Source organism: Corynebacterium sp. HMSC11D10 (assembly GCF_001806995.1).
Lineage (GTDB): Bacteria > Actinomycetota > Actinomycetes > Mycobacteriales > Mycobacteriaceae > Corynebacterium > Corynebacterium coyleae.
In genome coordinates this window covers 39,938-65,743 of record NZ_KV787090.1, presented here as the reverse complement: position 1 = coordinate 65,743, position 25,806 = coordinate 39,938, and the positions used below count along the sequence as shown (strand labels likewise).

The window sequence follows — 25,806 nt, the reverse complement described above, 5'->3', positions numbered from 1 at the left end:
TAAACGCACATGGAAGAAATGGTGACGCGCAAGGTCGAACTCGACTCGGCGTACGCACAATCCGTTCTCGGCATCAACGACAACAACCTCCAACTGCTGGACCGCTATCTGGACGTGAGTTTCCACGCCCGCGGCACCACCTTGTCGGTGCGCGGCACGGCCGCCCACGTGGCGCACGCGCTGCGCGTGGTGGAGGAGCTGGAGTCCATGGCGCGACGCGGCGTGCCGCTTCGCCCTGACACCGTCGTGGAGGCGGTGAAACTCATGGAGATGGAAGCCCCCGGCTCGGTCGCGGACATCCTCGGCGAGGAAATCATTGCGCGGCGCGGCAAGGTGATCCGCCCGAAGACTGCCGGTCAGCGCCGCTATGTGGATGCGATCGACGACAACACCATCACGTTCGGCATCGGTCCGGCCGGCTCCGGCAAGACGTACCTTGCGGTGGCGAAGGCGGTACAGGCACTGCAGAACAAGCAGGTCAAACGCATCATCCTGACGCGTCCCGCCGTAGAGGCCGGTGAGAAACTCGGCTTCCTCCCCGGCACGCTTTCCGACAAGATCGACCCGTACCTGCGCCCGCTGTACGACTCGCTGCGCGACATGATGGACCCAGAGGCCATCCCGAAACTCATCGAGGCCGGCATCATCGAGGTCGCGCCCCTGGCCTACATGCGCGGGCGCACCCTGTCGGACGCGTTCGTCATCCTTGACGAGGCCCAGAACACCACCGGCGCCCAGATGAAGATGTTCCTCACCCGCCTCGGGTTTGGTTCGAAGATGGTGGTCACGGGTGACACCTCTCAGGTGGATCTGCCGCGCGGCACCGTCTCGGGCCTGCGTGTGGCGCGTCGCATCCTGAGCGACATTCCGGACATTTCGTTCCAGGAGATGCGCGCCGACGACGTTGTGCGCCACCACCTGATTTCCCGCATCGTGGCCGCCTACGACCACCACGATGCCCAGAACGCGCTGCGCTACGAAAAGCGGCAGCAGAAGATTGAAGCAGAGCGCGAAGCGGAGGCAGCGCAGTGAGCATTGAAGTCTTAAACGAGTCCGGCGAGGCGGAAGTCAACGAGCAAATGCTTATCGACGTCGCCTCCTACGCCCTACGCACCATGGACGTCCACCCCGACACCGAAGCAACCATCACGCTTGTCGACGAAGCCACCATGGCCGACCTCCACGTCCGCTGGATGGACCTCGACGGCCCCACCGACGTGATGAGCTTCCCCATGGACGAACTCACCCCGGGTGGGGGACGGCCCGACGCCGACATGCCGGGACCTGCGATGCTCGGCGACATCATCCTGTGCCCGGCCTACGACCGCAAACAGGCCGAGATGGCCGGCCACGACCTCGCCCACGAAATGGCGCTGCTGACCGTCCACGGCGTGCTGCACCTGCTCGGCTACGACCACATCGAGCCGAAAGACGAACGGGAAATGTTCGCGCTGCAAAACGAGATCCTCGCCGACTGGTACGACGACCTGGCCCGTCGCGGGGTGGCATACCAGCCGAAGCCGACCGGCCCACACGCCTTCCCGTCCGCCGCTGACCGCGACGAGCTCGACAAGCTGATGAAGGGCGCCGAGTGACACTGACCATCACCTTCGCAACGATCACCGTCGTTGCGCTACTGCTCTCCGGCCTGCTCGGTTCCGTCGAATCTGCCCTGGCACCCATCTCGCGTGCCCGCGTGGAAGGCATGGTCAAGGATGAGACGCCGGGTGCAGATGCGTTGCTGCGCGTCGTCGATAATCGCGCGAATCACATCAACACCCTCGTGCTGCTGCGCACCGTCTTAGATGTCATGGCGGCAGTCTCGGCGGCGATGCTGGCCATGGACGTCATCGCGTCAGATGCGTGGGCGATTGCGGTGGCGGTAATCGTCGTGACGCTGCTGCAATTTTCCATCATCGGCGTGTTCGCACGCACCGCCGGCAAACGTAACCCGTACACCATCTCGCTCAAAGCCGCCCAAGGCCTGCACATCTTCCACACCGTGCTCGGACCAGTGGCGAAACTGCTCATCTGGATCGGCAACCTGTTCCATCCCGGCGAAGACTTCCGCAACGGGCCATACGCCACCGAAATCGAACTGCGCGAAATGGTCGAAGTCGCCCAAGAAAAAGGCGTGGTGGAAACCACCGAAGGCCGCATGATCCAAAACATCTTCGACCTCGCCTCCACCACCGCACGCCAAGTCATGGTTCCGCGACCCGAAATGGTGTGGATCGAAGGCGAAAAACTCGCCCGCCAAGCCACCGCACTCATGGTGCGCTCCGGCCACTCCCGCGTGCCCGTCATCGGCGAAAACGTCGACGAAATCATCGGTGTCGCCTACCTCAAAGACATGTTCACCGACCGCGGCGCGCCCGTCGACCCGAACACGCCACTGACCGAGTTGATGCGCCAACCGATGTTCATCCCGGACTCCAAGCCGCTCGACCTGCTGTTGCGCGCGATGCAGCAGCAGAACACCCACATCGCGGTGGTTATCGACGAGTTCGGCAACGTCGCAGGCCTGCTCACCATGGAAGACCTTCTTGAAGAAATCGTCGGCGAGATCACCGACGAATACGACGAGGATGAAGAAGCCCCCATCGAAGAAATCGACGAGCGCGTCTTCCGCGTCCAAGCGCGCCTGCCTCTCGACGACCTCGTGCACTACCTCGCCGACCACCTCGACTACACGCTGGAGTACTCGGAGGAGGTCGTCGACAATGTGGACACCGTCGCCGGCCTGCTGTCGTACGAACTCGGCCGCGTGCCCCTTCCCGGCGCCTCCATTCTTCGCGACGGCATCCGCTACACCGCAGAAGGCGGCCGCGACCGACGCGGACGCATCAAGACCCGCACCGTCCTCGTCGCCGTCGGCGAGGAACCCGAAAACGGGGTATCGTAGCACCTGTAACCAACCGAAAGGAGTTCCACCATGCGAGCAGTTCGCTACTACGGCCAGAAGGACATCCGCGTCGAGGAAATCGACGCCCCGGTTGCAGGCAAGGGAGAGGTGCTCATCGACGTCGCCTGGTGCGGCATCTGCGGCACTGACCTGCACGAGTACCTCGAAGGCCCGATCTTCTGCCCGAAGCCTGGCCATCCGCACCCCATCACCGGTGAGGAGCCGCCGATCACCCTCGGCCACGAGTTCTCCGGCGTTGTTTCGGCGCTCGGCGAGGGTGTCGACGACCTCGAGGTCGGCCAGCACGTCGTCGTCGAGCCGTACGTCCTGCCGGACGACGTCGACCCGAAGGAGCCGGGCCCGTACAACCTCCACCCGGACGTGAACTTCATCGGCCTCGCAGGTGGTGGCGGCGGCCTCTCCGAGAAGATCGCTGTGCAGCGTCGCTGGGTTCACCCGATTTCCAACGATGTTCCGCTCGACGAGGCTGCGCTCATCGAGCCGCTGTCCGTCGCCCACCACGCATTCGTTGCGTCTGAGGCGAAGGAAGGCGACGTCGCCCTCATTGGTGGCGCCGGCCCGATCGGTGTGCTCACCGCTGCTGTAGCGAAGGCGTACGGCCTGACGGTTATCGTCTCCGAGCTCTCCGAGCTGCGTCGCCAGAAGGCGCTCGACGCAGGTGTCGCCGACTACGCGATCGACCCGAGCGCAACCGACCTCAAGGCAGAGATCGAAAAGATCACCGACGGCAAGGGCGTCGACGTCGCATTCGAGTGCACCTCCGTCAACGTTGTGCTCGACCAGCTGATCGACTGCTTGAAGCTCAAGGGCACCCTGGTCGTCGAGTCCATCTGGTCGAAGAAGGCCGAGCTGGACATCCACGCGCTCGTGATGAAGGAACTGACCATCCGCGGCATCATCGGCTACGCCCACGATCACCCGCAGACCATCAAGTTGGTGGAGTCCGGCAAGATTGATCTGAAGCCGTTCATCACCGGCAAGATCGGCTTCGACGGTGTCGTCGACGAGGGCTTTGACACCCTGATTAACCGCAACGAGACCGCAGTGAAGATTCTGGTGTCGCCGGAGCTCTAAAATGCTCCTATGAGCAATATTCTCTCGATCCAGTCCGCCGTCGCGTTTGGCCATGTTGGCAACTCGGCGGCGGTCTTTCCTTTGCAGCGCATCGGCCACGAGGTGTGGCCGGTGTACACGGTGAACTACTCCAATCACACGGGTTATGGTGCGTGGGAGGGGCCGATCATTCCGGCCGCCGACGTTGCGGCGGTGCTCAAGGGCATCCGCGACCGCAATGCGTTCCCGCTTATCGACGCCATCCTCACCGGCTACCAGGCCTCCCCGGAAATCGCCGACGTGATCGTCAGCACCGTGCGCGACATCAAGGCTGAAAACCCGGATGCGCTCTATGCGTGCGATCCGGTGATGGGGTCGGCGAAGTCGGGCTGCTTCGTGGCGGATACGATCCCGCCGCTGTTCCGCTCGACGATCGTGCCGGCGGCGGACATCATTACGCCGAACCAGTTCGAGTTGGGCTACCTCACCGAGCGCGACGTCACCGACCTCGACTCCACCCTCGCCGCCGTGGACGCGGCCCGTGAGATGGGCCCGTCGACCGTGCTGGTGACTTCGGTGGAGCGCCCCGAAACGCCCGAGGATGCGATCGAGATGATCGCCGTGGACGACAACGGCAAGTGGATCGTGCGCACCCCGCGCCTGCCGTTTAAGCGCAACGGCTCCGGCGATGTTACTGCAGCGCTGTTTACCGGCCACTACGTGCGCAGCCACGACGCAAAGGACGCGTTGGCAAAGACCGCCTCCTCGGTCTACGACATGCTGCGCGTGACCTTCGAGGCCGACGCGAACGAGCTCCAGTTGGTCGAGGCCCAGGAGTTTTACGCCAACCCGCAACTCCAGTTCGAGGTCGAAGCCCTCTAACCGGTTTCAGGCACACCGCGTCACCCGCCCACCCGGGCGGGTTTTTCGCGTTTTCGGGGCCGGGTGAATCGATTAGTCGAACAGCAGCTCCATCGCCCCCGTCACGGTGGGCACTTCGGTCCCGTTGGGTGCGATCCAGCAGATGCGCCCGTTCGGGTTGTCGATGTGCCCGCGGATCGCCCGCCACCGGTCGTCGTCGTTGACCCCGTTGTGGTAGGCGCACAGTTGCGCCAGGTTGTCCATGTTGGTCATCCCGCCATGTTTCCAGGCGTGCATGTGGTGGGTTTGGGTGGTTTCGGCGGAATGCCTGCAGTCGGGGAAGGCGCAACGTGGCGACATCAACTTCGACATCGTCCGCTGCTTCCCATTCGCCAGCCGCTGCGTCCGATACAGGTTCACTGCGCCGGCCTGCGGGTGGAAAGCGGCCACTTCAAGCACGTCGCCGAACTCGCGGGTCAAAAACTCGGCGCCGGTCATCGTGGTGCCGTCGGTAAGTACAAGTTCGACGTCGTCGCCGCAGCCGTCCATGATGCGGGTGTAGGCCTGGATCGGCACCAAAATCATCGGCCGCAGCGCCGCGCGCGGCACCCCGCCGCCCTCGCGCAACAGGCGGAACAGTGAGCCGGCCATCTGCTCCGCAGCCGGCCGATCCTCATCGATCATGGAACGCAGCGTGTGCTCCAAGTCGGCCAGATCGCGCTCGTTGTACGTCAGCGTCATGGTACGCATGCCCTCACGCGAGCGCGTGAACCGGCAGGAGGGTTTGGGGGCGGTCACGGGGACGTCGATAAGCCTGCTGATGCGCTTCGACAACGAGCGAAACGAACCACGATGCCGCACCAGATCCAACCGGATGCGCCACCGCTCAGCAGCCGAGCCCACCACAACCAACTTCTTCTCGATGAGCACCAACTGGTCGATCGGCAACCCCTCCGCCAACGCCAGCGCATCAGCCTGCTTGCGCGTGAACTTGGTCGGGCCATAGTACGTATCGAAGACGCGGGCGAGGTCGCGCTCGTGTCGTCGATAAGCCAGCGGCAACTGCGGCCTCACGAGAAAACCCGGCGAGCATCCCCACGCCCGCTTGACAAAACTCCAAAAAATCCATGCACCAGACGCTAGAAACCCACCGCAACCCCCACAAGACCCCGCAAAAAATCTGTGGATAACTCCCACGCGTCAAGAAAAGTTATCCACAACGGTAGGATGCGCACCATGATTGATTTCCCGGACAACCTGCCAGAAGACGCGATCGCTGACGGCGGTTTCACAAACACGCCGGAAGGGTTCAAGTCGGGCTTTGTCAGCTTCGTCGGGCGGCCGAACACCGGCAAGTCCACGCTGACCAACGCGCTGGTGGGGGAGAAGATCGCGATTATGGCCGATCAGCCGGAGACGACTCGCCACCCGATCCGCGGCGTGATCAACCGCGACGGTGCGCAGGTCATTGTGGTGGACACGCCGGGGATTCACCGCCCGCGCACGTTGCTGGGCGAGCGGCTCAACGACGTGGTGAAGGACACGTTCGCGGACGTGGACGTCATCGGCTTTACTGTGCCGGCGGACGAGAAGATCGGCCCCGGCGACCGCTTCATCCTCGAGGAGATCCGCAAAACGAAGCCGAACACGCCGATCGTGGGCATTGTGACCAAACTGGACAAGACCGGTAAGGACGCTGTCGGCGAGCGCCTGCTCGAACTGCACGACATGCTCGGCCCCGACTGCGAGGTCGTGCCGGTCTCCGCAACCGCAGGTGTGCAGACGGACACGCTGCTGGACATTCTCATCGACCACCTGCCGGAAGGTCCGCGTTTCTACCCGGAGGGCCACACCACGGATGAGGATGTGGAGACGCGTATCGCCGAGTTGATCCGTGAGGAGGCGCTGCGCGGTCTTCGCGACGAGCTCCCGCACTCCGTCGCCGTACAAATCGACGAAATGCACCCAGACCCGAACAATCCGGAGCGCACCATGATCTACGCGGTGCTGTACCTGGAGCGTCCGGGCCAGAAGCGCATCATTGAGGGCCCGGACGGGCGGCGCCTTTCCGGCATTGTGCACCGTGCGCGCAAGCAGATCATCGACCTGGTCGGCCAGAACATCTACTTGGACGTGCGCGTGAAAATCCTGAAGAACTGGCAGCAGGATCCGAAGGCGTTGGGCCGACTTGGCTTCTAGGCCGTCGTGGCGCGATCGCGCCTTTGTGGTGCGCACTTACGATTTCGGTGAGGCGGATCGCGTCATCGTCCTGCTGACCCGCAACCACGGCCTGGTGCGCGGGGTGGCGAAGGGCGTGCGCAAGGTGAAAAGCCGCTTCGGCTCGCGCCTGCAGCCGTTCGTGGATGTGGATGTGCAGGTGTATCCGGGCAGAGGCTTATCGACGATCACCGGCGCAGACACCGTCACCTACTACGGTGCCCGCATTATCGACGACTTCGACCGCTATGCCGCCGCCTGCGCCGTCATGGAGGTCGCCGAGAAGCTTTCCTACGACCAGGGGGACCCGGAACTGTTCGGGCTCGTGCAGGAGGCGCTGACCAACCTGCAGACCGACCAGCATCCGACGCTGGTGCTCGACGCGTTCATGCTTAGGGCCACCGAGCACGCCGGCTGGGGTTTAAGCCTGTTTAACTGCGCGAACTGCCAGGCCCCGGGCCCGCACAGGGCGTTCAACGCCACCGTCGGCGGGGCGGTGTGCAACAACTGCCGCCCCACCGGCTCGATGGATGTGGATCCGGAGACGCTGCACGATATGTGGTTGTTGCGGGGTGGGTACGGGGTGTCGTCGATACGCGTTGCGCAGATTCACCGCGCGACCGTGGCGCACGTGCAGCACAACCTTGAGGCCGGGCTGAAGAGCCTGAAGATCATGGAGCAGGCATAATTAACGCCCATGGGCGCACCGAAGATTGACAAGAAGTTCATCCCGAAACACATCGCACTGGTGATGGACGGCAACGGCCGTTGGGCGCAGCAACGGGGCTTGAAGCGCACCGAGGGGCACAAGGTGGGCGAGGAAAAGCTCATGGACGCCGTCGATGCCTGCATCGAACTTGGTGGGGTGGAGTGGCTGTCCGCCTACGCGTTTTCTACGGAGAATTGGAAGCGCAGCCCTTCCGAGGTGCATTTTTTGATGAACTTCACCCGCGACGTGTTGCGCCGCCAGCGTGACGAGTTGCATGAGAAGAACGTGCGCGTGGTGTGGTGTGGGCGCCGCCCGAAGCTGTGGGGCAGCGTGATCGAGGAGCTTGAGGTCGCCGAGGAGCTCACGAAGCACAACACGGGGCTCACCCTTGCGATGTGCGTCAATTACGGCGGTCGCGCCGAACTCACCGACGCAGTGCAGGCGCTTATCGACGACAACGTGCGCCACGTCGACGAAAAAACCATCCAGCGCTACCTGTATCGCGCCGACATGCCCGACGTGGACCTGTTCTTGCGCCCGTCGGGCGAGCAGCGCACCTCAAACTTCCTGCTGTGGCAGTCGGCCTACGCGGAGATGGTGTACCAGGACGTGCTGTTCCCGGACTTTACTAAGCAGGACCTGTGGGATGCGGTGCTGGAGTACGCGAAGCGCGACCGGCGTTTCGGCGGTGCGGTAGATAAGTTCGATAACTAGCGTTTCGCCTGGCAGTCGCGGCATACGCCGTAGATTTCGGCGTCGTGGCCGACAAGTTCGTAGCCGTAGTGCTTCGCCATCACCTCGGCCCATCTTTCTACCGGGCCGCCTTCGATTTCCTCGCTGCGCCCGCATTTGGAGCACAGGAGGTGATGGTGGTGGTGGTCGGCGAGACAGTCGCGGTAGAGCGTTTCGCCTTCGGGGGAGTAAAGCACGTCCACCGCGTCGACGTCCGCGAGTGATTGCAGCGTGCGGTAGACGGTGGTCAGTCCTACGGACTCGCCTTGTTCGGTGAGGATCTCGTGGATGGCTTGTGCGGAGGCGAATTTGTCTAAGCCACGCAGCGTATCGACGACCGCCGCGCGCTGCTTAGTCATCCTCGGGCCAAGCTTCGGGACCGGACGCGTGCTGTGTGGGCGGTGTTTCATACCGGGCCAGCTTAGCCGGGATGGCGCTCGACTGGGACGAGGCCTAGCCGGATCTTGCCTAGTGCTGATTCGGGCTAGTGCTGATTCGGGCTAGTCCTGGCCCGGCACCGACGTGCGCCGGGTTGTGTCAGCGGCCGGCGCGTAGAACTCGCAGGCATGGTCTACGAGCGCGTGGATAATCCGGATCACGGTGGGGTTGGCAAGTTCGTAGGCGACTTCGCGGCCGCAGCGTTTGGCGGCGACTAGGCCTTCGTCGCGAAGCACCCGCAAATGCTGCGACACCAGCGGCTGCGACTTCCCCAAAATCCCCACCAACTCATGGACCGCGCGCTGTGAATCGTGCAGCAGCAGCAAAATCCGAAGACGCATCTCCGAATCCAGCACTCGGATCAGTGCGGCAGTGTGGTCTAACTCCTCCGGCGAAAAGCGAAGGTCGTCACGCATGGGCGGCCCCTTTCGACGACAGTCCTACACAGTTGTCACACAGTTTACTCGAAGCAGGCGTAAAGGTGGGACTTATGTCCAAAGGGTCGTCTGCGTCGTCGCAAAGTGAAACGGCTAGACTGATCGACGTATTTTGGCAACCGTATTACACGCAGGAGATTGTGATGCCCGCATCCAAGATCGAAACCGTCGTCAACCTCTGCAAACGCCGTGGTTTGGTGTACCCCGCAGGTGAGATTTACGGCGGAACACGCTCCGCGTGGGACTACGGCCCACTCGGCGTCGAGCTGAAAGAAAATCTCAAGCGCCAGTGGTGGAAGCACATGGTGACCTCCCGCCCCGACACCGTCGGCGTCGACACCTCCATCATCCTGCCCACCCGCGTATGGGAAGCCTCCGGTCACGTCGAGGTGTTCACCGACCCGCTCGTTGAGTCGCTCTACACCAACAAGCGCTACCGCGCCGACCACCTGATCGAAGCGTACGAGGAGAAGCACGGCCACCCGCCAGCAAACGGGCTCGCCGACATCAACGACCCGGAAACCGGCCAGCCGGGCAACTGGACCGAGCCGAAGGAATTCTCCGGTTTGATGAAGACCTACCTCGGCCCCGTCGACGACAAGGAAGGCCTGCACTACCTGCGCCCGGAGACCGCGCAGGGCATCTTCGTTAACTTCAAAAACGTGATGACGTCCGCGCGCCTCAAGCCGCCGTTCGGCATCGCCAACATCGGCAAGTCCTTCCGCAACGAAATCACCCCGGGCAACTTCATCTTCCGCACCCGCGAGTTCGAGCAAATGGAGATGGAATTCTTCGTCAAGCCAGGCGAGGACGAAACCTGGCACGAGTACTGGATTGAAAACCGCTTCAACTGGTACGTCGACCTGGGCATCAACCCGGAGAACCTGCGCCTGTACGAGCACCCGCAGGAGAAGCTGTCGCACTACTCCAAGCGCACCGTGGACATCGAGTACGCGTTCGGCTTCACCGGCTCCAAGTGGGGCGAACTCGAAGGCGTGGCCAACCGTACGGACTATGACCTGAAGACCCACTCCGAGGCGTCCGGCGAGGACCTGTCGTACTACGACCAGCAGAACGAGGAGCGTTGGATCCCGTACTGCATCGAGCCGGCCGCTGGCCTGGGCCGCGCCATGATGGCATTTCTTATCGACGCCTACGATGAAGAAGAAGCACCCAACGCCAAGGGCGGCACCGACACCCGCGTCGTGCTGCGCCTGGACCGTCGCCTCGCGCCGGTGAAGGTTGCCGTGCTGCCACTGTCGAAGAAGCCGGAACTCGCCGGCCCCGCCGAGGAGCTGGCCACCAAGCTGCGCCAGTACTGGAACGTGGACTTTGACACCTCGGGTGCGATTGGTCGTCGTTACCGTCGCCAGGACGAGACCGGCACCCCGTTCTGCGTCACCTACGACTTTGACACCCTTGAGGACAACGCTGTGACCGTTCGCGAGCGCGACACGATGGAGCAGGAGCGCGTGCCTCTCGACGAGCTGGAGGCCTACCTGGCCGCCCGCCTGATCGGCTGCTAATGCACTACGTCAGCTGGGATCGCACGGACCGCGACGCGCCGAAGTTGCTCGCCGAGGACGGACCCGAGGTGTTGGGTGTGTTCTCGCACGACCACGCCGTTGTGGGCGGCGAGGAGTGGCAGTTGGTGTCGCACCCCGAATCGGGTGCGGTAGCGACGCGCCGCGGCGAGGAGATCGTGCGCACGTCGAACAGTTTGAAGCGCGCGAAGCGCATCGACCTGGTCATCGAGGGCCACGCCTACGCGTTCGTCCCGGAGACCTCCAAGAACTGGGTGGTCGAGGATGCGAGCGGCGAGAAGGTTGCCCAGTTCACCCAGGACCACAACGGTGTGCGCAAGGCGATCCTCGAGTTCGAGGGCGAGACCGACCTGCCGCCCACCCAGGTTGCCGGCCTTGCGTGGTTGACCCGCGAGGTGCTTGAGGCCCGCAAGATGGTCAATTCGACCGCGCTGATCAGCACTTTGGTGTTCTTGTCGCTGTTCATCGTTGTGGTGGCGTTGCTGTGATTTGGCAGGGCGCCACGCTTCTCGACGACTCCCGCACCCGCGCCACCGCCACCGCCGACACCATCACCGTCGGTGGGGCACACCCGAGCGCGGTGCTGCGCATCACCGCCGGGAGCGCGCGCCGGTTTAAGGCCGTCGATGCGGATACGGGCGGGGAGTTCGTGCTGCGTAAGGCCGGGTTTACGGTGGCGCGCTACACCGCGGATTGCGACGGGCGCCGCTACACCCTGAACCGTTCTGGCCTGCACCGCGAGATCCGCGACGCCGCAGGCACCCTCGTCGCCATCACCCGCGGCAAGGCTTCGGGTGACCTCCACGTTGAGGTCAAAGCGGATGTCGACGCTGCAGCCGAGGCCGACCTGCCTATGGAGGATCTTGTGTTCATGACGTGGGCGCTCACTTTCGTGGACACGCCCGCGCGCCGCACCCGCATTTAGCGCCGCGGCGGCCCGGCAGCGCGGCTGCCCAGCGCGGGCCAGCACCACCGCTGCGTCAGCCTGGCTGTGCGGCCCCGCGCGGCCTAGAACGTGCCGCCGCGGTTAGAGGGGCGCCCGCCGGAGAAGCCACCTCCGCCGCCTCCCCCGAAGCCACCCCCGCCACCTCCGCCGCCGGAGAGCAGCGTGCCCCACAGCACCGCCCTGGCCAGGGAGTCGGCGGTTTCGCGGTTGCGGGCCGCTTGGTAGCGGCGGATATCGTCGTTAGCGGCCTGCTCGGCGCGGCGGGCGGTGTCGGTGGCGGTGCGGGCGGCGTCGATAGCTGTACGCGTATCGCGCACACGCAGCTGGATCGCTTGGGCGTGCTGGCGCTTCGCCTCGGCGAGCAAGGTGCGGGCGTGCGAGCCGATGATGCGGCCACGGGAGCGGATTAAGTCTTCGGCGCGCTGGATCTGCGCGGTGCAGACCTGCATTTGTTGGTCGAACAGTTGCAGGGCGCGGGCTTGGTCGCCGGCGACGCCGCGGGCACGGTCGAGGGCGTCGTCGATTTCGGCGTCCATGTTCGCCAGTTCCTCGTAGAGGGCAAGCGGGTCGGTGTCGGCGCGGTTGCCCATCGCGTCGAGCATGCGCTGGGCCTTGGCGGAAACCGCGTCCAAAGAGGCGACGTCGATACGCGCGCCCTGCTCACGGGCACCCTTGACGGTTTCGACGTCGCGGAGTTCGGCGCGGATTTCGTCGATAAGCGCTGGCAAATTGGTTTTCGCCGCCCGGATGTTCTCTTCCGCGTGCTCGATCGCGTTGAGGTTGGTGTCAGAGACCTCCACGGCGTGCGAGGCAGCCGCGAGCGTGTCCAGGAGTGCGCCTTGGCGGCCGGCGGGCTGGGCGGCGAGGCTGCGGGCGTCGTTAAGTGCCTTCTCGGCTTCGTCGAGGGAGGCTTCCGCAACATCGACGTTGTCCACGATCGACGACAACATCTCCGGCGCGTGCGTCTCCCGCAGTTGCGCAAGGGTGGCGCGGGCCGGCTCGAGGCGCGCGCGGATGTCCACGGTGCGGGCGAGGATCTTGTCCACCTCGTCGGGTGCGCGCATGAGCACGCCGCGCATGTCGTTGAACTCAGCGGTTTTGTCGCGAAGTGCCTGCTCAGCTTTGCCTGACGACGAAATAATGTCGACGAGCATCGCGCGTTTTTCGGGTTCGGTTTCGGGGATGGCGTCGTAAAGTTTTTGGTGGGTGGAAAACGCGCGCTGCAGGGTGCGGGTGGCCTCGTTCATGGCGGAGGTGAACGGGCGGACACGCTCGGCGCCGAACTCGGATGTGGCTAGTTTCAGCTCCTCCTTGCCCTGGGTAATCGACTCGTCGGCGGACACGAGCGCGTCGCGCGCGACCTCCTCCAGGGTCGCGGTGGGCAGGCGGCCGAGCGAGTCAGTATCCGCCGGATCGAGCGCCTTCGCAGACGCGATCTGCTTCGCTTGCTGCTTGCGCGAGCCCTTGCGTGTTGCCGCGTACATGCCGCCGCCGGCGAGCGCCGCGACACCGAGGCCGCCTGCGACCCAGCCTGCGCCGTCACCGTTGCTTGACGACGACCCACCTACCGACTCAACCGCATTCAGCGCCGCCTGCGACCAATTGAGTTGGGTTAGCTGCGCGTAGGCGGCCTCGTTCATCCGGTCGATCTCGGCCTGGGTCCATTCTTCGCCACCGCCGACGTTGTAGGCGCGCTCGTCGGGGGAAATCACCAGCACGGCGGTGTTGGAACCATTCGCAGCGATGGCCTGGTCGACCCAGTCGGACGGGCTGATGTCGCCAAAGGTACGCAGGAACACCACACGCACCGACTTACCCTGGGACTGGCTGACCTGCTGAATCGCCTGTTCAATCTCGGCGCGTTCGCTATCGGTGAGCACGCCGGCGTCGTCGGTCACAGGCTTGGTTAAAAGGCCTGGCTGGACGCTAGTTTCCGTGGCTACGCCTTGCGCAAGCGCGGGCGTTTCGGCAAAACCTGAGGCGGGCGCTGCGAGAAACAGCATGCCGCCGACGGCGAGGACGCGAAGGTAACGGCTAGTCATGCGACTAGGGTAGCGCTTCGTGTACGCCTATAACGCCGACGATACGAAACGCCGCACCGCTGAGGGGCCAAAGGGGGCGCAGCTTGCGCCGGATTCACGCGGGGCGTTCGCGCGTGACCGGGCCCGTGTGCTGCATTCGGCGGCGCTTCGTCGATTAGCGGACAAGACCCAGGTTGTTGGCCCGCGCGACGGTGACACCCCGCGCACGCGCCTGACGCACTCGTTGGAGGTCGCCCAGATTTCGCGCGGCATCGGCGAAGGCCTCGGCCTGAACCCCGATCTTTGCGAGATGGCCGGGCTCACCCACGACATTGGCCACCCGCCGTACGGCCACAACGGCGAGGTCGCGCTCAACGAGGTCGCGCCCGACGGCTTCGAGGGCAATGCGCAAACTCTGCGCATCCTGTCGCGCCTTGAGCCCAAAGTGCTTATCGACGACCACTCGTACGGCCTCAACCTCACCCGCGCCTCCCTCGATGCCGCCGTGAAATACCCCGTGACCCGCACCAACCCAGACGGCACCCTGAACCGGAAGTACTCCGCATACGACGAGGATGCAGCGGTGCTTGCGTGGGCGCGCGAAGGCCACACCGACGACATGCCGCCGATGGAAGCGCAGGTGATGGACTTTTCCGACGACATCGCCTACTCCGTCCACGACGTCGAAGACGGCATCGTCTCCGGGCGCGTCTCCCTGCAGGTGCTGTGGGACTTCGTCGAACTCGCCGCGCTTGCCGAGAAGGGCGCCGCCGCCTTTGGTGGCGACGCCGACTCACTCGTCGACGCCGCCGACCGCCTCCGCGCCCTGCCGGCCATCGCAGCCGCCGCCGACTTCGACTACACCCTGTCCTCCTGGGTTCGCCTAAAGGGGCTGACGTCGCAGTTGGTGGGGCGCTACATCGGCGGCGTGACCAAGGCGACCCTCGACGGGAACCTAGGCACCGACGCTGCTGCCGGCGCGGGCGCGGGCGGCGCGGGCGGCGTGGGCGCCGGTTCGGGCCTGATGGGGCGCCAGCACGGCCGCCTCATCGTTCCTCCCGACGTCGAGGCCGAAGTCCGCCTGCTCAAAACCGTGGCGGTGCTCTACGTCATGGATGTGCCCGCCCATCTCGCGCGTCAGGACCGCCAGCGCGACCGCATCTACCGCGTCCACGAGTACCTGCGCGCCGGCGCCCCGGGCACCCTGGACACGATGTTCCGTGCCTGGTTCGAAGCGGCCGACACCGACGCCGAGCGCGAGCGCGTGATCATCGACCAAATCGCCTCCATGACCGAGTCTCGCCTCGAGCGCACCGCGAAGAAAGCCAGCGCCTTCGAAGGCTTCTACTAGGCCCGCGGCCGTTGCCGCTTGCCGCAGGTTGTGCAGGGGGCGGGACGGCACATAGGGTCTCCTCTCACTCGCAGATATTGCGAGTGAGCCTAACCCGCGCCGAGGTGGAATACGGCGAAAAGTGAGCTTAGGAGCAAACCCGAACTCAGCCGGCCAGATGAAAAAGGGCTTCGAAGCGAGTTCGGGTTTGCCCCTAAGCTGCCAATCGGACTCCTTCCACTCCTCGGAGCGGGGGCTCGGGGAGGCTACAGGCGCTCGGCGATGTCGGCGAGCGCGGCGCGGGTGCCGATCTCCCCGGGAAGCCACGGCAGTTCCACGCGCGGCACGTTGGGCAGTTTCGCGTCCAGAAGGGCAAGCGCGTCGTCTTCCACGGCGCGCCGGGCAGCCAAGAACTCGCTGGCGCTCGAGCCAGCGCCAGCACCAGCGCCAGTGCCAGCCCCAGCGGTGTCGGCGGGGCTGCGGCGATTGACGACGAGGCCGGAGACGCGGATGTGGTGGTGGGTGAGGTCGTCGTAAAGTTCGGTGCTCTCGAGTACCGGGAGCCGCTCGGCGGTGAGCACGATGGTGAACGTGCAGGCGGCCGGGTCGGTGAGAATGTCGCGCAGGCGCTCAAACTTGCGACGCCGCCGTAACAGCGTGGTGCGGATCTGCTGGTTGCGGCGCTGCACCGGGTCTTGGTCCGCGCCGCCGAGACCACGCAGGGCACGGGAGAACTTGTCGGATTGTTCGCGGCGCTGCATCAGCCCGCCGGTGTAGGCCGCCATCAACTCCGGCAGGGCAAGGAGGCGGGAGGTGTGGCCGGAGGGGGCGGTGTCGAAAATGATGTGGTCGACGCCTTGCGTGTCCACAAGTTCCGCCACGCGTTCCAGCATCGCTGCCTCGTGCATGCCTGGGGAGTTGCGTGACAGGTCCAGGTGGCGGCGGATTTCGGGGTGCATGCGTTCCGGCATCATTGCGCGCATGGACTGCTCAACGTCGGCGAGGTGGCGTTCGGTGGTGGTGGCGGGGTCGAGTTCGACGACGGAAAGCCCGGGTTCGAGTTCGGTGGGCGTGTCGGAGAGCGACACTGACCAGATGTGGCCGAGGTTGTGCGCCGGGTCGGTGGACACCAGCAGCACGCGCCGGCCGGTCTCGGCGAGGCGCACCGCGGTGGCGGCAGACACGGTTGTTTTGCCCACGCCGCCTTTGCCGCCGAAGAACATCACGGGTGCGGTTTCTAGCAGCATCGCACGCCGTCCAAGGGGGAGTGGGACATGCCCATGCGGGTGTGCCAGGCGTGGAATTCGTCGTAAAGCAATGGCATGAGCTCGAGGGTGTAGAAGGAGGCGGGGTTGGGGATGCCAAGCGTTTCGGAGGCGACGAGCAGTGTGAACAGGTCGTCTTCTTCGCGGGCGGCGCGGGCAAATTCTCGACGATAAGGCGCCTTGTAGAACTCGTCCAGGCCGGCCGCGAAGGCTTTAAAGCGCTCGAGCATCTGCAGCGTCCGCGTCAGCTGCGGCGGCAGCGTGTTCGCCGGGCATGGTTTCGTCGTCACGCCAGATCACTGCGGGCTCGCGACGTGCCTTTGAGATCGCAGTGAATGCCTCGGCGATGACCCAGATTGCACAGCAGATGATGATCACGTCGAGGACGAGTAGCAGCCAGTTGCCGGAGTTGTAGAACGTGCGTACCTGCAGCACGGCAGCCCACAGGGACATGACGGTGACGAACACCAGCGGGACGAGCACCGGCCAGGAAGGGCGGCGCAGTTTGGTCAGCATGATCGCCACGATGGACAGGGTCAGGCCCGCCATGAGCTGGTTGGTGGTGCCGAACAGTGGCCAGATAAGCATGCCGCCGGAGCCGTCGATGCCCATGGAGAACGTCAGGCCGAGTGCGCAGCCGACCGCGATGATGGTGGCGATAAGGCCGGAAAGTTTGAAGCCCATCAGGTCGCCGATTTCGGTGACGACGAAGCGCTGCAGGCGGATACCGGAGTCCATGGTGGTAGCGGCGAAGAGGACGGCCATCGTCGCCAAGATTGTTCCGGACAGGGACTGCGGGATGCCCAGGCCTTCGTTCATCAGTGCGCCGCCGCCTTGGATGAAGGCGTCCACGCCGCCGGCGTTCCATTCGTTGTAAACGTTTTCCCAATCCGTGATGGTGTTGAATCCGGCGGTCGTCGCAACGATGGTGCCCAGCGCGAGCAGGCCTTCGCCGACGGCGCCGAAGTAGCCGACGAAGCGCACGTCGGTTTCCTTATCGATCTGCTTCGACGACGTACCCGAGGACACAATGCCGTGGAAGCCCGAGATCGCGCCGCAGGCGATGGTGACGAACAGGAGTGGGAAGATGCCGGGGGTGCCGTCGGGGACGGTGTCGCGAAGTGTCGGGGCGACAACTTCTGGGCGGACGACGAAGAACGAGCCGTACAGAATGATCAGGCCGACGAACAGTTGCAGGCCGTTGATGTAGTCACGCGGCTGCAGCAGCACCCACACCGGCAGCAGCGAGGCGATGAAGGCGTAGAGGAACAGGAAGATGATCCACCAGCCGCGGTCAGGGATGCCCAGCATGACTTCGGGCAGGGCGAGTGGCATGCGGTCGCCGAGGATCATCAGGCCGTAGAGAGCCGCCACGCCGACGAAGGACACCAGCGGCAAGTTCCAGTTCAAGCGGTAGATCGCCTGGCCGATCAGCAAGGCGACCAGGATCGCGCCCCAGGTCGGGATGACGGCGGTTGGGGTGGAGATCAGCAGGTTGGAGATCACGACCGCGAAGGCCGTGTTGACCATGAGCAGCAGCAGGAAGATCACGATGAGGAACAGGTTGCGTCCGCGCGCGCCGACGTAGCGGCCGGACAGTGTGCCAATGGAGTGCCCGCGGTGGCGTTGCGACGCCCACAGCGCCCCCATGTCATGCATCCCCGCAAAGAACACCGTGCCGAGCGTCACCCACAGAAACGCCGGCACCCACCCCCAAATCACAGCGACGGCCGGGCCGATGATCGGCGCCGCGCCCGCCACGGAGGTGAAGTGGTGGCCCCACAGGACGTATTTGTTGGTGGGCACGTAGTCCACGCCGTCTTCCATGGTGTGGGCGGGCGTGGAGTAGGCGTCCGAGAGTTGGTACACCTTTTTGCCCAGGAACTTCGAGTACAGCAGGTAGCCGGCGGCCATCATCGCGAGGCCGACGAGCACTAGGATGAGCGAGCTCATGGGCGTCCTCCATTCGTGTCGTGGTTCACAGTTTGCGAATTATGACACACAGCACACTCTTAAGTTTCCATTTGGGTGTTTTTTATGCGCTGTATTACGTGAGCGGGATGTCTGATACCCCTCGACTTCCGCGCGATGACCGCATAAGTTTGCGTAGTAGAACTTTTCTAGCTGTATCGAAAGGCGAAGGCATTTGTTTGATCGCGTGGAACGAATGACTCGAGCGTTTCCGTGGATGGTCTCGCTTTCCCCGGACGACCGAGAGGCGTGCGCGCGTGACCTTCGAGAAGCGATTACTTCGGAAGACCCCAGCCTGCTGGCAGCCGAGTTCACAGCATGGAAGGAAACTGCGACTGCTATAGCCGAGGGGGTTGATTGCAAAGAGTTGGAGTGGCTCGACCCGTCAGATGACGCGTGCGTGGTTACGCGACCAGCGTGACCCCTTCATCCTCAAACACTGCGCGCATTTTGCTTGTCGACGACCCCTCCACCCCGGAGCGTCCACACCGGGCCACATCCCCCGCCGGGGTGCACATGTGCGAAAACTGAGCTTAGGGGCAAACCCGAACTCGCACCGACGGCGATTCCTACCGGCCTTCACTGCGTTCCACTGCGGTCCACTGTGGTCGTGCCGCGCATCCGAGTTCGGGTTTGCCCCTAAGCTGCCAATCGGACACCTTCCACCCCTCAGGGCGGTCGCCTCACCGCGCTCAAACAGCGCTCACACACCGCCCACACAACGCGCTCACACAGCCGGCGACCGCCTCACCACTCCCACTTTGGCAGCGAGTGCTTATATATGACGGCATTACGCGCCCGGCCTACTTCCCTCATGAAAAGGTCCGGCCTGAAGAAGAGATCTGAGAAGTCCCAGCGGACTGTCGGGAAGTTGTGGTGCGAGGTCCAGGAGGCGCGCGTGTCTTCGGGGAAACCGAAGTCGAAATCGGAGCCGGTGGCGTCGTCGATGATGATGGCGATGTTGCGCATCCCGCCGCAGTCGACAATCAGAGGCCCGGATGTGACCCATGGTTTTAGGAACACCGGGTAACAGTCAATCCGGTGTGAGGAGAGGACGGCGCGGGCGAGGCTGTACCGGTACTCGGGCAGCGGTGTCACACCAGCGACCATTCTGTGCGCCCGTTTGAGAATCTCGGGCCGGCAACCTTCGAACCCGTCGATGTAATCGTGCACTGTGCGGCGTGAGTAGTGCGACAGGAGCCAATCGGTTGCCGTGAGTTGGTCGGTGATGGTGCCGAAGCGGAACAGGTCGATGTAGGTACGGAGTCGGTCGGTGTAGCGGATGTTGTGGGCGGTGATGGTTTCGTCGTCACGCACGGGCACTGAGCGGAATCGTGTCAGATAGGGCCATTTGCTTTTGGCGGGCGGTTTTCCGGACGGTAGTGCGACATCGACGGTCCAGTCGGTGAATGGCCCGATCCACATGCCGTGTTGCACTGCGGCCCAGCGACCGAGGAGGATCGCTTTGCGACTGTCGCGCGAGACTCCCGCACCGCGGACCAGCATTTGGTCGCGCAGTGGGAGCGATTGCCACCATTCTTTCTCGACGGTGGTTGTCCGCGTCACATAGCGCGGGTTCGCGCTGGGCGCGTTGGCTTGCTCGTCAAAATCTGCTCTCAACCCCCGAAGGTGAGCCATTTCTGCATACCCCATGCAAGCCAGTATCGCGCCTGGCGGCTGCGTTGGGAACCCCTCGCGTGCACAATATAGTGGACATTTCCGAGTTCGGGTTTGCCCCTAAGCTGCCAATTCGACCCCTTCGTCCTCAAACACTGCGCGCATTTTGCTTGTCGACGACCCCTCCACCCTCCAGACAGCCACCACCACCCGTTTCACTTGGGTTTCCCGCAACAGGTCGGCGAGTGCGTCGAGGTTTGTGGGCACGGGCCGGTCGGCGGCGTCTTTGGGGCCGTAGGCGGCGGTGAGGATGCCACGGGCGAGGTCCTCAAGCGTGTGGACGGGGTTGGCGATAAAGATCGGGTTCATCAGTTGACCTCCATTTCGCAGAAGGATTCGTAGTGGTCGTCGGTGTAGTACCAGGCCTCGATGTTCCTGGCATTGCCGCCAGCGCCGCCGGTGACGATGCGCCTCGCCCCGCGGTGGCGCAGCCCCGGCGTGTCCACGGTGTACTCGCGGTAATAGTTGCGGGACTCCTGGGGGAGGACGCGTTCGTAGTTGCCGAAGCGTTTGTCGTCGTTGGCGGGGTAGGGGAAGGGGCCGCCGGCTTCGATGAGGTCGACGGTGTCCCAGGCTTCGTCGGGAAGCGAGTCGCACGCCGGCAGCCCCGAGGCGGTCGCGCTGGAGGTCGCGGTCGACGCCACGGTGGTGGTTGGTGCCGGGGTGGGTGAGGGGGTCGTCGATACGCAACTGCTCAACGCGAGGCAGGTCAGCAGGATAATCGGGCGCTTCATAGGCCCATATCGTTGCACACGCTACGATGAGCGCCATGGCAAGGGGCAGAATTCCGGATAGTGACATTGAGGCTATCCGTCAGCGCGCACCGCTCGACGAGATTGTGGGCGAGTATGTGCAGTTGAAGCCTGCCGGGCACGATTCGCTGAAGGGCCTGAGTCCGTTTAAGGACGAGAAGACCCCGAGTTTCCACGTTCGCCCTGCTCACGGTTATTACCACTGCTTCTCTACGGGCAAGGGCGGGGATGTGTTCTCGTTCTTGATGGAGATGGAGCAGTTGACCTTCCCGGAGGCCGTGGAGGCGGTTGCGGATCAGATTGGGTACCGCATTAATTACCAGGGCGGTTCTACGGGTGCGCGTGATGTGAAGCCGGGCACGCGCCAGCGGCTGCTGGCGGCGAATAAGGCGGCGCACGAGTTTTACCGCGAGCAGTTGGAAACGCCTGAGGCGAAGGTCGCACGCGATTTCTTGCTCAATCGTGGGTTTTCGCGCGAGTTGATCATGGATTTCGAGTGCGGTTACGCCTCCGACGGTTGGGACACGCTGACCAAGCACCTGCTGCGTAAGGGGTTTGAGGTCCAGGAACTCATCGACGCCGGTATTTCCTCGCAGGGCAAACGCGGGCCGATTGATAAGTTTCGCCGTCGTCTGATTTGGCCGATTAAGGATGCCGCGTCGAACACGATCGGTTTCGGCGCGCGCAAACTTTTCGACGACGACCCCATGGGCAAGTACATGAACACCTCCGACACGATGCTGTATCACAAGTCGAAGGTGCTCTTCGGGATCGATAAGGCGAAGCGCAACATTGCCACCCAGCACCAGACAGTGGTGGTGGAGGGCTACACCGATGTCATGGCCATGCATGCCGCCGGCGTGACCACCGCCGTGGCCACCTGCGGTACCGCGTTCGGCTCCGAGCACATGAGCCTGATCCGCCGCTTGATGCTCGACGATAATTTCTTCCGCGGCGAACTGATCTACACCTTCGACGGCGACGAGGCTGGCCAGAAGGCTGCGATGCGCGCCTACAACACCGATACGGAGTTCGGTGGCCAGTCGTTTGTGGCCGTCGCCCCGGACGGCATGGACCCTTGCGACCTGCGTCTGGAGAAGGGCGACAGTGCTCTTCGAGACCTCGTCGCCTCCCGCATCCCCGTCTACGAATTCGTCATCGAGTCCCTGCTGAAGAACTTCTCCCTCGACTCCGCCGAAGGACGCGTCCAAGCTTTACGACGCACCGTCCCCGTCGTCGCCTCCATCGACGACAAAGTTCTCCAACAGGAATACGCCCGCCGCCTCGCCGGCTGGGTCGGTTGGCCCAACCCCGACGAAGTGCTGGAACAGGTCCGCGCCGAGGCGAAGAAGCCGAAAAAGGAGAAGCGCCAGCGCGTCTCCCTTGCCGCCCGGCAGGCCGCCGCTGGCCCCGACTCCTCCGGCCGCCAGGCGGAGTTGCTGATCCCGCCCCGCCCCGACGACCCGCTGCTGTGGCCCCAGCGCGAAGCCCTAAAGATCGCTCTGCAGCACCCGTCCAAGGCCGGCAACTATTTCGACGGCATCAACCCGGACGCCTTCACCAACGACGCCTACCAGCAGGTCCGCGAGGCCATCACCGCCGCCGGCGGCTGCGCCCGCGCGGGTGCCGGTGCTGGTACCGCTGCTGCCGCAGGGCCCGCTGGTGCCGCTGCTGTCGCAGGGCCCGCTGGCGCTGCGCCCACCGACTCTGCCCCCGACGGTGGCGCCTCCTGGATCGCTGCCGTCGCCGGCGAGATGCGCGACCTTTCCGGCCGCAACTTTGTTTCCGAACTCGCCGTCGAGCCCATTCACGCCGACGACCTCGATGAATACGCCGATTCCGTCCTCTCCCGCCTGCAGGAGACCCGCGTCGGCGAGCAGATCGCTCAGCTCAAGGCGCAGCTGCAGCGCATGCGCCCCTCTGACGACGAAGAGGCCTACAACGCCCTCTTCTCCGACTTGGTTGCGTTGGAGCAGGCCCGCAGGGACCTCAACGACCGCGCCTTCCGTGGGCGCTAGGCCCCAACACCCCGTTTTACATATTTCGGTTGTGTAAAACCCCACACTTTCACCTGCCGGTTTTTACACTCCGTGCAGGTCGGATCCCCCGGCCCTGCAACATCTTGCATCGCCCCGAAGCGCCACTAGTGCGAAGCAAGACTGCCCGTCCTTGGAGTTCTGGCAGATCCTCTAGTGGGGGTGTTCCTCAAGTGGTTGGGCTATTTGCCAGTTGGAGTTTCCCAGGTAGTACGCAGCAACTCGACTGGTTGACCGTCGCTGATGAAAGCTGGTCAATGGATGGACTGTCAGGCTAAAGTCATAATTCGGCGAGGTGTCACAGGGACTCCTCAATGGTTCTTGAAAGGAAGTCTGATGGACTTCAAGCTCCCAAACAAGCCTGAAGAGCTCCTCAAGCTGGCAGGTCCCATCATCGGTGTGGTAGTTCTGTTGCTTGCTCTGATTGGCGTTGGTGCCGGCTCCAGTGAAGATGGCGCCAGCCCGACTCCGTCTACCACGGCTAAGCCAACCACTACGGCAACAAAGACCACCGCGGCACAACCCGCACCGTCAACGTCGGAGAAGCCATCCGGAAAATTTGAGAACAACATTTTCGATTCGCATGAGTACCGTTTTGAGATTACAAAGGTAAACGTTGTTCCAGCGGGTGGCCGTGAGAATCTGTTCGGTTCGAAGCCAGTGATTGTGTTCACCTACGAGTTCACCAACAAACGTGCGCGTGAGATTGACACCATTACGGCATGGCTTACGACGTTCAGTGCAAAACAGGAAGACGAAAATGTCCGCCATGATTTGCGGACGGCACTGTTCTACACCGATGATCTTGCAGACCAGATCACGGTGAAGCCAGGCGGTAAGGTGACTGCTCAGTTCGCGTACGAGCTTAATGACGAGGATCTTCCTGTTGCTCTTTCTGCGCAGACAGGTTTGCTTTTGAAGAACTCTGAAGGCACGCAGGTCTATCCGATTAAGTAAGTCAGAGCACTTTGCATTCAGCCCAGTACCGGGAACTCGGTACTGGGTATTTTTATGTTTGAGGGAGGGCAATCAGCAGGTGTCCCTTTAACCCCCACCAAAACCAAAGCCCGGCGAGTTCGGGTTTGCCCCTAAGCTCGCCGGGCGACATATGTACCCCTGCGTGGGCTCGACAGGCGCCCCCCTAAAAACTCAGCGCTACTTTTCCTCGCGACGAGCAAACTCCCGCAACGCCCACTCAACCGCGTCCAAAGGCAGCGAAGAGTCGTAAGCGTCCCGAGCAGCGGTCAAGGCGTCGAGGTACTCCTTGTATTCGTCGGCGGTCCAGTCGGCGTCCTTCGCCAGGCCAGCCAGGCGCGCGCGGTTGGAGCAGATGATCGCCGGCGCAGCAGCACCGTCGGCAGCGCCAGCAGCATCCTGCTCACCTGCCAGGAAGTACGCCACGGCGGACGCGTACTTCGGTGCCAGGCCGGTGGCGGCCAAGGAGGCGTAGGCGTCGACAGGCGACAACCCGCCAAGCTTGCGGATCGCGCTCAGCAACTTCGAAGCGTTGCCCTTGTTGCGCAGGAACGCCTGCTTTTGCATGACCTGGTTGGATTGGCCGGCGACGTAGGCGAAGCAGGCGCCCAAAAAGTCGATGATCTGCTCGCGTGCGAAGTCGGAGGAGCGGACATCCGAGGCGAAGGAGAAGACTTCGGCGCGGGTGATGGAGGCGGTGGCGTCGTCGCGGAAGGGCGGGACGCGGCGGAGGTGGTGGGGCCAGCCGGTTTTCCAGCGGATGGGGGAGAAGGTGACGGAGTCTTGCAGTGCGTCTTGGGCGCTGGGTTTGATGGCTTCGAGTGCTTCGGCGATCTGAGTCATGCGCTCCATCATAGAGGCCTTAGACTTCCCTTCATGACTGCGACCGTGTTGCTTCTGGATGCCCGTTGGCCCGACATGATCCCGCTCAATCTCGTTGGCCAGATTCGTGGTCGTGTGGAGTTTTCGCCGGAGGTGCCGGTGTCGGTGCGTTGGGCGTTGGATGTTGTAGACGGCGACGGGCATTGGATTGTGACTACGGATCCGAAGTTCGCGGAGCGTTTGCTTGACGACGACTCCACCACCCTGATCAAAGTCCCTTCCCTCGAGGATCCTGTGTTGCAGGCTGTAGAGACGATGCGTGAGGCGCGACGCCGGGGTGAGTGGGAACAGGAGATGACGCACGAAAGCCTCCTGCCGTTTTTGGCGGAGGAGGCTGGTGAGGTCGCGGATGCGATTCGCGCAAAGGCGCCCGACGCGGAACTCAAGAAGGAGTTGTCGGATGTGCTCCTGCAGGTGTTGTTCCATGCGGAGATTGCGGACGAGCGGGGTGCCTTTGGGTTTGGGGATGTGGCGGGGGCGTTCGTCGATAAGATGCGCCGCCGTGCGCCGTACTTGTTCGACGGGTCAGACGGGCCTGTGGATAAGGGGACGCAGGACCGTCTGTGGGTCGAGGGGAAGGCTAGCGAATAGCCGGCAGTGCTGGGATGAGGGTGCGGATGTCCGGCAGGCCTGCCTTGGAGGACATCTGGGAGGAGCCGGCGAAGAGCTGGTCGAGTGGGGTGACCGGGTCCGGTTTGACGATGCCGCACTCCAGCGCACGGTCTGCAACCGCACCGACGGTGCTTGCGGAGACGAGGCGCAGGGCTGCGTCGTTGCCAACGACGGTGTTGAGGTTGATGACGAGCTGGCTGCGGGTGGTGTCCTTGTTCACCATGCGGGTGGCGGTCAGGCCGGTGCGGAGGCTGTCGCAGTTGGTGTTGGCGATGTTGCCGTTGAGCAGGCGGACGAGTTCGAGGGTCTGTGCCTTGGCGGGGGTTGCGGTGCCTGCGAAACCGGTGACGGCGATGAGGCCTGCTGCGAGTGCTGCGGTGATGCGGCGCATGGGGTGTCCTTTCGGGGAAGTTTGGTAGGTC

Annotated in this window: 27 protein-coding genes; 15 read left to right on the top strand and 12 right to left on the bottom strand. The window is 63.7% G+C overall.

Annotated elements, in window-relative coordinates; all coding sequences use genetic code 11:
• Positions 1–9: 9 nt before the first annotated feature.
• Genes HMPREF3120_RS11260 through pdxY form a run of 5 tightly spaced genes read left to right on the top strand, consistent with a single transcriptional unit; the run spans position 10 to position 4,861 of the window.
• The gene (locus tag HMPREF3120_RS11260; RefSeq protein WP_070453572.1) at positions 10–1,032 is read left to right on the top strand and encodes a PhoH family protein; all 1,023 of its coding nucleotides are present in this window, start codon (positions 10–12) and stop codon (positions 1,030–1,032) included.
• Positions 1,029–1,595, top strand: coding sequence for an rRNA maturation RNase YbeY (ybeY, locus tag HMPREF3120_RS11255; protein WP_070453569.1), 567 nt, complete (start codon positions 1,029–1,031; stop codon positions 1,593–1,595). Before HMPREF3120_RS11260 ends, ybeY begins: the two co-directional genes overlap by 4 nt.
• On the top strand, positions 1,592–2,905 hold the full coding sequence (locus HMPREF3120_RS11250; RefSeq protein WP_070453566.1) for a hemolysin family protein: 1,314 nt from the start codon (positions 1,592–1,594) through the stop codon (positions 2,903–2,905). Before ybeY ends, HMPREF3120_RS11250 begins: the two co-directional genes overlap by 4 nt.
• 30 nt (positions 2,906–2,935) lie before the next feature.
• The gene (locus tag HMPREF3120_RS11245) at positions 2,936–4,000 is read left to right on the top strand and encodes a 2,3-butanediol dehydrogenase (RefSeq protein ID WP_070453562.1); all 1,065 of its coding nucleotides are present in this window, start codon (positions 2,936–2,938) and stop codon (positions 3,998–4,000) included.
• Between the two features lie 9 nt (positions 4,001–4,009).
• A complete protein-coding gene (pdxY, locus tag HMPREF3120_RS11240; protein ID WP_070453559.1) occupies positions 4,010–4,861 on the top strand; it encodes a pyridoxal kinase PdxY in 852 nt (283 codons plus the stop codon).
• 72 nt (positions 4,862–4,933) lie between these two features.
• On the opposite strand, the gene HMPREF3120_RS11235 is transcribed toward pdxY, so the two are convergent.
• Complete coding sequence (locus HMPREF3120_RS11235; protein ID WP_070453556.1) at positions 4,934–5,914, bottom strand: HNH endonuclease signature motif containing protein; 981 nt, start codon at positions 5,912–5,914, stop codon at positions 4,934–4,936.
• Between the two features lie 162 nt (positions 5,915–6,076).
• Here HMPREF3120_RS11235 and era point away from each other — a divergent pair, with 162 nt between their 5' ends.
• From era to HMPREF3120_RS11220, 3 genes are read left to right on the top strand one after another with little or no spacing between them, the layout of a single operon-like run.
• The gene (gene era / locus HMPREF3120_RS11230) at positions 6,077–7,039 is read left to right on the top strand and encodes a GTPase Era (RefSeq protein WP_210384519.1); all 963 of its coding nucleotides are present in this window, start codon (positions 6,077–6,079) and stop codon (positions 7,037–7,039) included.
• Positions 7,029–7,745 (top strand): DNA repair protein RecO, encoded by a 717-nt coding sequence (gene recO / locus HMPREF3120_RS11225; RefSeq protein ID WP_070453550.1) that lies wholly within the window; start codon positions 7,029–7,031, stop codon positions 7,743–7,745. Before era ends, recO begins: the two co-directional genes overlap by 11 nt.
• Positions 7,746–7,754: 9 nt before the next feature.
• The gene (locus HMPREF3120_RS11220; protein WP_070453547.1) at positions 7,755–8,480 is read left to right on the top strand and encodes an isoprenyl transferase; all 726 of its coding nucleotides are present in this window, start codon (positions 7,755–7,757) and stop codon (positions 8,478–8,480) included.
• Here the strand turns inward: HMPREF3120_RS11220 and HMPREF3120_RS11215 are convergent.
• Together HMPREF3120_RS11215 and HMPREF3120_RS11210 are read right to left on the bottom strand one after the other, a co-directional pair.
• Positions 8,477–8,908, bottom strand: a complete 432-nt coding sequence (locus HMPREF3120_RS11215; protein WP_070453544.1) for a Fur family transcriptional regulator — start codon at positions 8,906–8,908, stop codon at positions 8,477–8,479. The two genes, HMPREF3120_RS11220 and HMPREF3120_RS11215, sit on opposite strands and share 4 nt — an antisense overlap.
• A gap of 90 nt (positions 8,909–8,998) precedes the next feature.
• Positions 8,999–9,352: an ArsR/SmtB family transcription factor gene (locus tag HMPREF3120_RS11210; protein ID WP_070453541.1), complete on the bottom strand. Its 354-nt coding sequence runs from the start codon at positions 9,350–9,352 to the stop codon at positions 8,999–9,001.
• A gap of 164 nt (positions 9,353–9,516) precedes the next feature.
• Here HMPREF3120_RS11210 and HMPREF3120_RS11205 point away from each other — a divergent pair, with 164 nt between their 5' ends.
• The 3 genes from HMPREF3120_RS11205 to HMPREF3120_RS11195 are packed head-to-tail and all read left to right on the top strand — an operon-like array spanning position 9,517 to position 11,842.
• Positions 9,517–10,899, top strand: coding sequence for a glycine--tRNA ligase (locus tag HMPREF3120_RS11205; RefSeq protein WP_070421399.1), 1,383 nt, complete (start codon positions 9,517–9,519; stop codon positions 10,897–10,899).
• Positions 10,899–11,405 (top strand): hypothetical protein, encoded by a 507-nt coding sequence (locus HMPREF3120_RS11200; RefSeq protein ID WP_070453538.1) that lies wholly within the window; start codon positions 10,899–10,901, stop codon positions 11,403–11,405. Before HMPREF3120_RS11205 ends, HMPREF3120_RS11200 begins: the two co-directional genes overlap by 1 nt.
• Positions 11,402–11,842, top strand: a complete 441-nt coding sequence (locus tag HMPREF3120_RS11195) for a hypothetical protein (RefSeq protein ID WP_070453535.1) — start codon at positions 11,402–11,404, stop codon at positions 11,840–11,842. Before HMPREF3120_RS11200 ends, HMPREF3120_RS11195 begins: the two co-directional genes overlap by 4 nt.
• Before the next feature lie 83 nt (positions 11,843–11,925).
• On the opposite strand, the gene HMPREF3120_RS11190 is transcribed toward HMPREF3120_RS11195, so the two are convergent.
• On the bottom strand, positions 11,926–13,905 hold the full coding sequence (locus HMPREF3120_RS11190; protein WP_070453532.1) for a TPM domain-containing protein: 1,980 nt from the start codon (positions 13,903–13,905) through the stop codon (positions 11,926–11,928).
• Between the two features lie 19 nt (positions 13,906–13,924).
• Here HMPREF3120_RS11190 and HMPREF3120_RS11185 point away from each other — a divergent pair, with 19 nt between their 5' ends.
• On the top strand, positions 13,925–15,235 hold the full coding sequence (locus HMPREF3120_RS11185; protein WP_070421361.1) for a deoxyguanosinetriphosphate triphosphohydrolase: 1,311 nt from the start codon (positions 13,925–13,927) through the stop codon (positions 15,233–15,235).
• A gap of 245 nt (positions 15,236–15,480) precedes the next feature.
• Here HMPREF3120_RS11185 and HMPREF3120_RS11180 read toward each other — a convergent pair whose 3' ends face one another.
• The 6 genes from HMPREF3120_RS11180 to HMPREF3120_RS11155 form a co-directional block, all read right to left on the bottom strand.
• A complete protein-coding gene (locus tag HMPREF3120_RS11180; RefSeq protein ID WP_070453530.1) occupies positions 15,481–16,461 on the bottom strand; it encodes an ArsA family ATPase in 981 nt (326 codons plus the stop codon).
• Positions 16,452–16,709, bottom strand: a complete 258-nt coding sequence (locus tag HMPREF3120_RS11175; protein WP_070421363.1) for a cory-CC-star protein — start codon at positions 16,707–16,709, stop codon at positions 16,452–16,454. The genes HMPREF3120_RS11180 and HMPREF3120_RS11175 overlap by 10 nt, the downstream gene beginning before the upstream one ends.
• Positions 16,693–18,432 (bottom strand): carbon starvation CstA family protein, encoded by a 1,740-nt coding sequence (locus HMPREF3120_RS11170; protein WP_070453527.1) that lies wholly within the window; start codon positions 18,430–18,432, stop codon positions 16,693–16,695. Before HMPREF3120_RS11170 ends, HMPREF3120_RS11175 begins: the two co-directional genes overlap by 17 nt.
• Positions 18,433–19,197: 765 nt before the next feature.
• Positions 19,198–20,070: a hypothetical protein gene (locus tag HMPREF3120_RS11165; RefSeq protein ID WP_141739443.1), complete on the bottom strand. Its 873-nt coding sequence runs from the start codon at positions 20,068–20,070 to the stop codon at positions 19,198–19,200.
• 117 nt (positions 20,071–20,187) lie between these two features.
• On the bottom strand, positions 20,188–20,436 hold the full coding sequence (locus HMPREF3120_RS11160) for a hypothetical protein (RefSeq protein ID WP_070453521.1): 249 nt from the start codon (positions 20,434–20,436) through the stop codon (positions 20,188–20,190).
• Entirely contained in the window at positions 20,436–20,861 is a 426-nt protein-coding gene (locus HMPREF3120_RS11155; protein WP_083284911.1) for a guanyl-specific ribonuclease, read from the bottom strand. Before HMPREF3120_RS11155 ends, HMPREF3120_RS11160 begins: the two co-directional genes overlap by 1 nt.
• 35 nt (positions 20,862–20,896) lie before the next feature.
• On the opposite strand from HMPREF3120_RS11155, the gene dnaG reads away from it, so the two are divergent.
• Together dnaG and HMPREF3120_RS11145 are read left to right on the top strand one after the other, a co-directional pair.
• The gene (gene dnaG, locus HMPREF3120_RS11150; protein WP_070453517.1) at positions 20,897–22,897 is read left to right on the top strand and encodes a DNA primase; all 2,001 of its coding nucleotides are present in this window, start codon (positions 20,897–20,899) and stop codon (positions 22,895–22,897) included.
• A 354-nt stretch (positions 22,898–23,251) separates the two neighbouring features.
• Positions 23,252–23,872 carry a DUF5067 domain-containing protein gene (locus HMPREF3120_RS11145; protein WP_070453514.1) on the top strand — a complete coding sequence of 207 codons (621 nt, stop codon included), beginning with the start codon at positions 23,252–23,254 and terminating at the stop codon, positions 23,870–23,872.
• Between the two features lie 198 nt (positions 23,873–24,070).
• Here HMPREF3120_RS11145 and HMPREF3120_RS11140 read toward each other — a convergent pair whose 3' ends face one another.
• A complete protein-coding gene (locus HMPREF3120_RS11140) occupies positions 24,071–24,733 on the bottom strand; it encodes an 8-oxoguanine DNA glycosylase OGG fold protein (RefSeq protein WP_070453711.1) in 663 nt (220 codons plus the stop codon).
• A 33-nt stretch (positions 24,734–24,766) separates the two neighbouring features.
• Here HMPREF3120_RS11140 and HMPREF3120_RS11135 point away from each other — a divergent pair, with 33 nt between their 5' ends.
• On the top strand, positions 24,767–25,363 hold the full coding sequence (locus HMPREF3120_RS11135; RefSeq protein WP_070453511.1) for a MazG nucleotide pyrophosphohydrolase domain-containing protein: 597 nt from the start codon (positions 24,767–24,769) through the stop codon (positions 25,361–25,363).
• Here HMPREF3120_RS11135 and HMPREF3120_RS11130 read toward each other — a convergent pair.
• Positions 25,353–25,775, bottom strand: coding sequence for a hypothetical protein (locus HMPREF3120_RS11130; protein ID WP_070453508.1), 423 nt, complete (start codon positions 25,773–25,775; stop codon positions 25,353–25,355). The genes HMPREF3120_RS11135 and HMPREF3120_RS11130 overlap by 11 nt on opposite strands.
• Positions 25,776–25,806 lie beyond the last annotated feature (31 nt).

Coding starts and splice junctions, on each gene's coding strand:
- HMPREF3120_RS11205 (WP_070421399.1), top strand. CDS start 9,517: ATGCCCGCATCCAAGATCGAAACCGTCGTCAACCTCTGCAAACGCCGT.
- era (WP_210384519.1), top strand. CDS start 6,077: ATGATTGATTTCCCGGACAACCTGCCAGAAGACGCGATCGCTGACGGC.
- HMPREF3120_RS11260 (WP_070453572.1), top strand. CDS start 10: ATGGAAGAAATGGTGACGCGCAAGGTCGAACTCGACTCGGCGTACGCA.
- pdxY (WP_070453559.1), top strand. CDS start 4,010: ATGAGCAATATTCTCTCGATCCAGTCCGCCGTCGCGTTTGGCCATGTT.
- HMPREF3120_RS11155 (WP_083284911.1), bottom strand. CDS start 20,861: ATGAAGCGCCCGATTATCCTGCTGACCTGCCTCGCGTTGAGCAGTTGC.
- HMPREF3120_RS11170 (WP_070453527.1), bottom strand. CDS start 18,432: ATGAGCTCGCTCATCCTAGTGCTCGTCGGCCTCGCGATGATGGCCGCC.
- HMPREF3120_RS11175 (WP_070421363.1), bottom strand. CDS start 16,709: ATGCTCGAGCGCTTTAAAGCCTTCGCGGCCGGCCTGGACGAGTTCTAC.
- HMPREF3120_RS11220 (WP_070453547.1), top strand. CDS start 7,755: ATGGGCGCACCGAAGATTGACAAGAAGTTCATCCCGAAACACATCGCA.
- HMPREF3120_RS11130 (WP_070453508.1), bottom strand. CDS start 25,775: ATGCGCCGCATCACCGCAGCACTCGCAGCAGGCCTCATCGCCGTCACC.
- HMPREF3120_RS11160 (WP_070453521.1), bottom strand. CDS start 20,436: ATGAACCCGATCTTTATCGCCAACCCCGTCCACACGCTTGAGGACCTC.
- HMPREF3120_RS11145 (WP_070453514.1), top strand. CDS start 23,252: ATGGACTTCAAGCTCCCAAACAAGCCTGAAGAGCTCCTCAAGCTGGCA.
- HMPREF3120_RS11210 (WP_070453541.1), bottom strand. CDS start 9,352: ATGCGTGACGACCTTCGCTTTTCGCCGGAGGAGTTAGACCACACTGCC.
- HMPREF3120_RS11190 (WP_070453532.1), bottom strand. CDS start 13,905: ATGACTAGCCGTTACCTTCGCGTCCTCGCCGTCGGCGGCATGCTGTTT.
- HMPREF3120_RS11245 (WP_070453562.1), top strand. CDS start 2,936: ATGCGAGCAGTTCGCTACTACGGCCAGAAGGACATCCGCGTCGAGGAA.
- HMPREF3120_RS11215 (WP_070453544.1), bottom strand. CDS start 8,908: ATGAAACACCGCCCACACAGCACGCGTCCGGTCCCGAAGCTTGGCCCG.
- HMPREF3120_RS11200 (WP_070453538.1), top strand. CDS start 10,899: ATGCACTACGTCAGCTGGGATCGCACGGACCGCGACGCGCCGAAGTTG.
- dnaG (WP_070453517.1), top strand. CDS start 20,897: ATGGCAAGGGGCAGAATTCCGGATAGTGACATTGAGGCTATCCGTCAG.
- HMPREF3120_RS11180 (WP_070453530.1), bottom strand. CDS start 16,461: ATGCTGCTAGAAACCGCACCCGTGATGTTCTTCGGCGGCAAAGGCGGC.
- HMPREF3120_RS11140 (WP_070453711.1), bottom strand. CDS start 24,733: ATGACTCAGATCGCCGAAGCACTCGAAGCCATCAAACCCAGCGCCCAA.
- HMPREF3120_RS11135 (WP_070453511.1), top strand. CDS start 24,767: ATGACTGCGACCGTGTTGCTTCTGGATGCCCGTTGGCCCGACATGATC.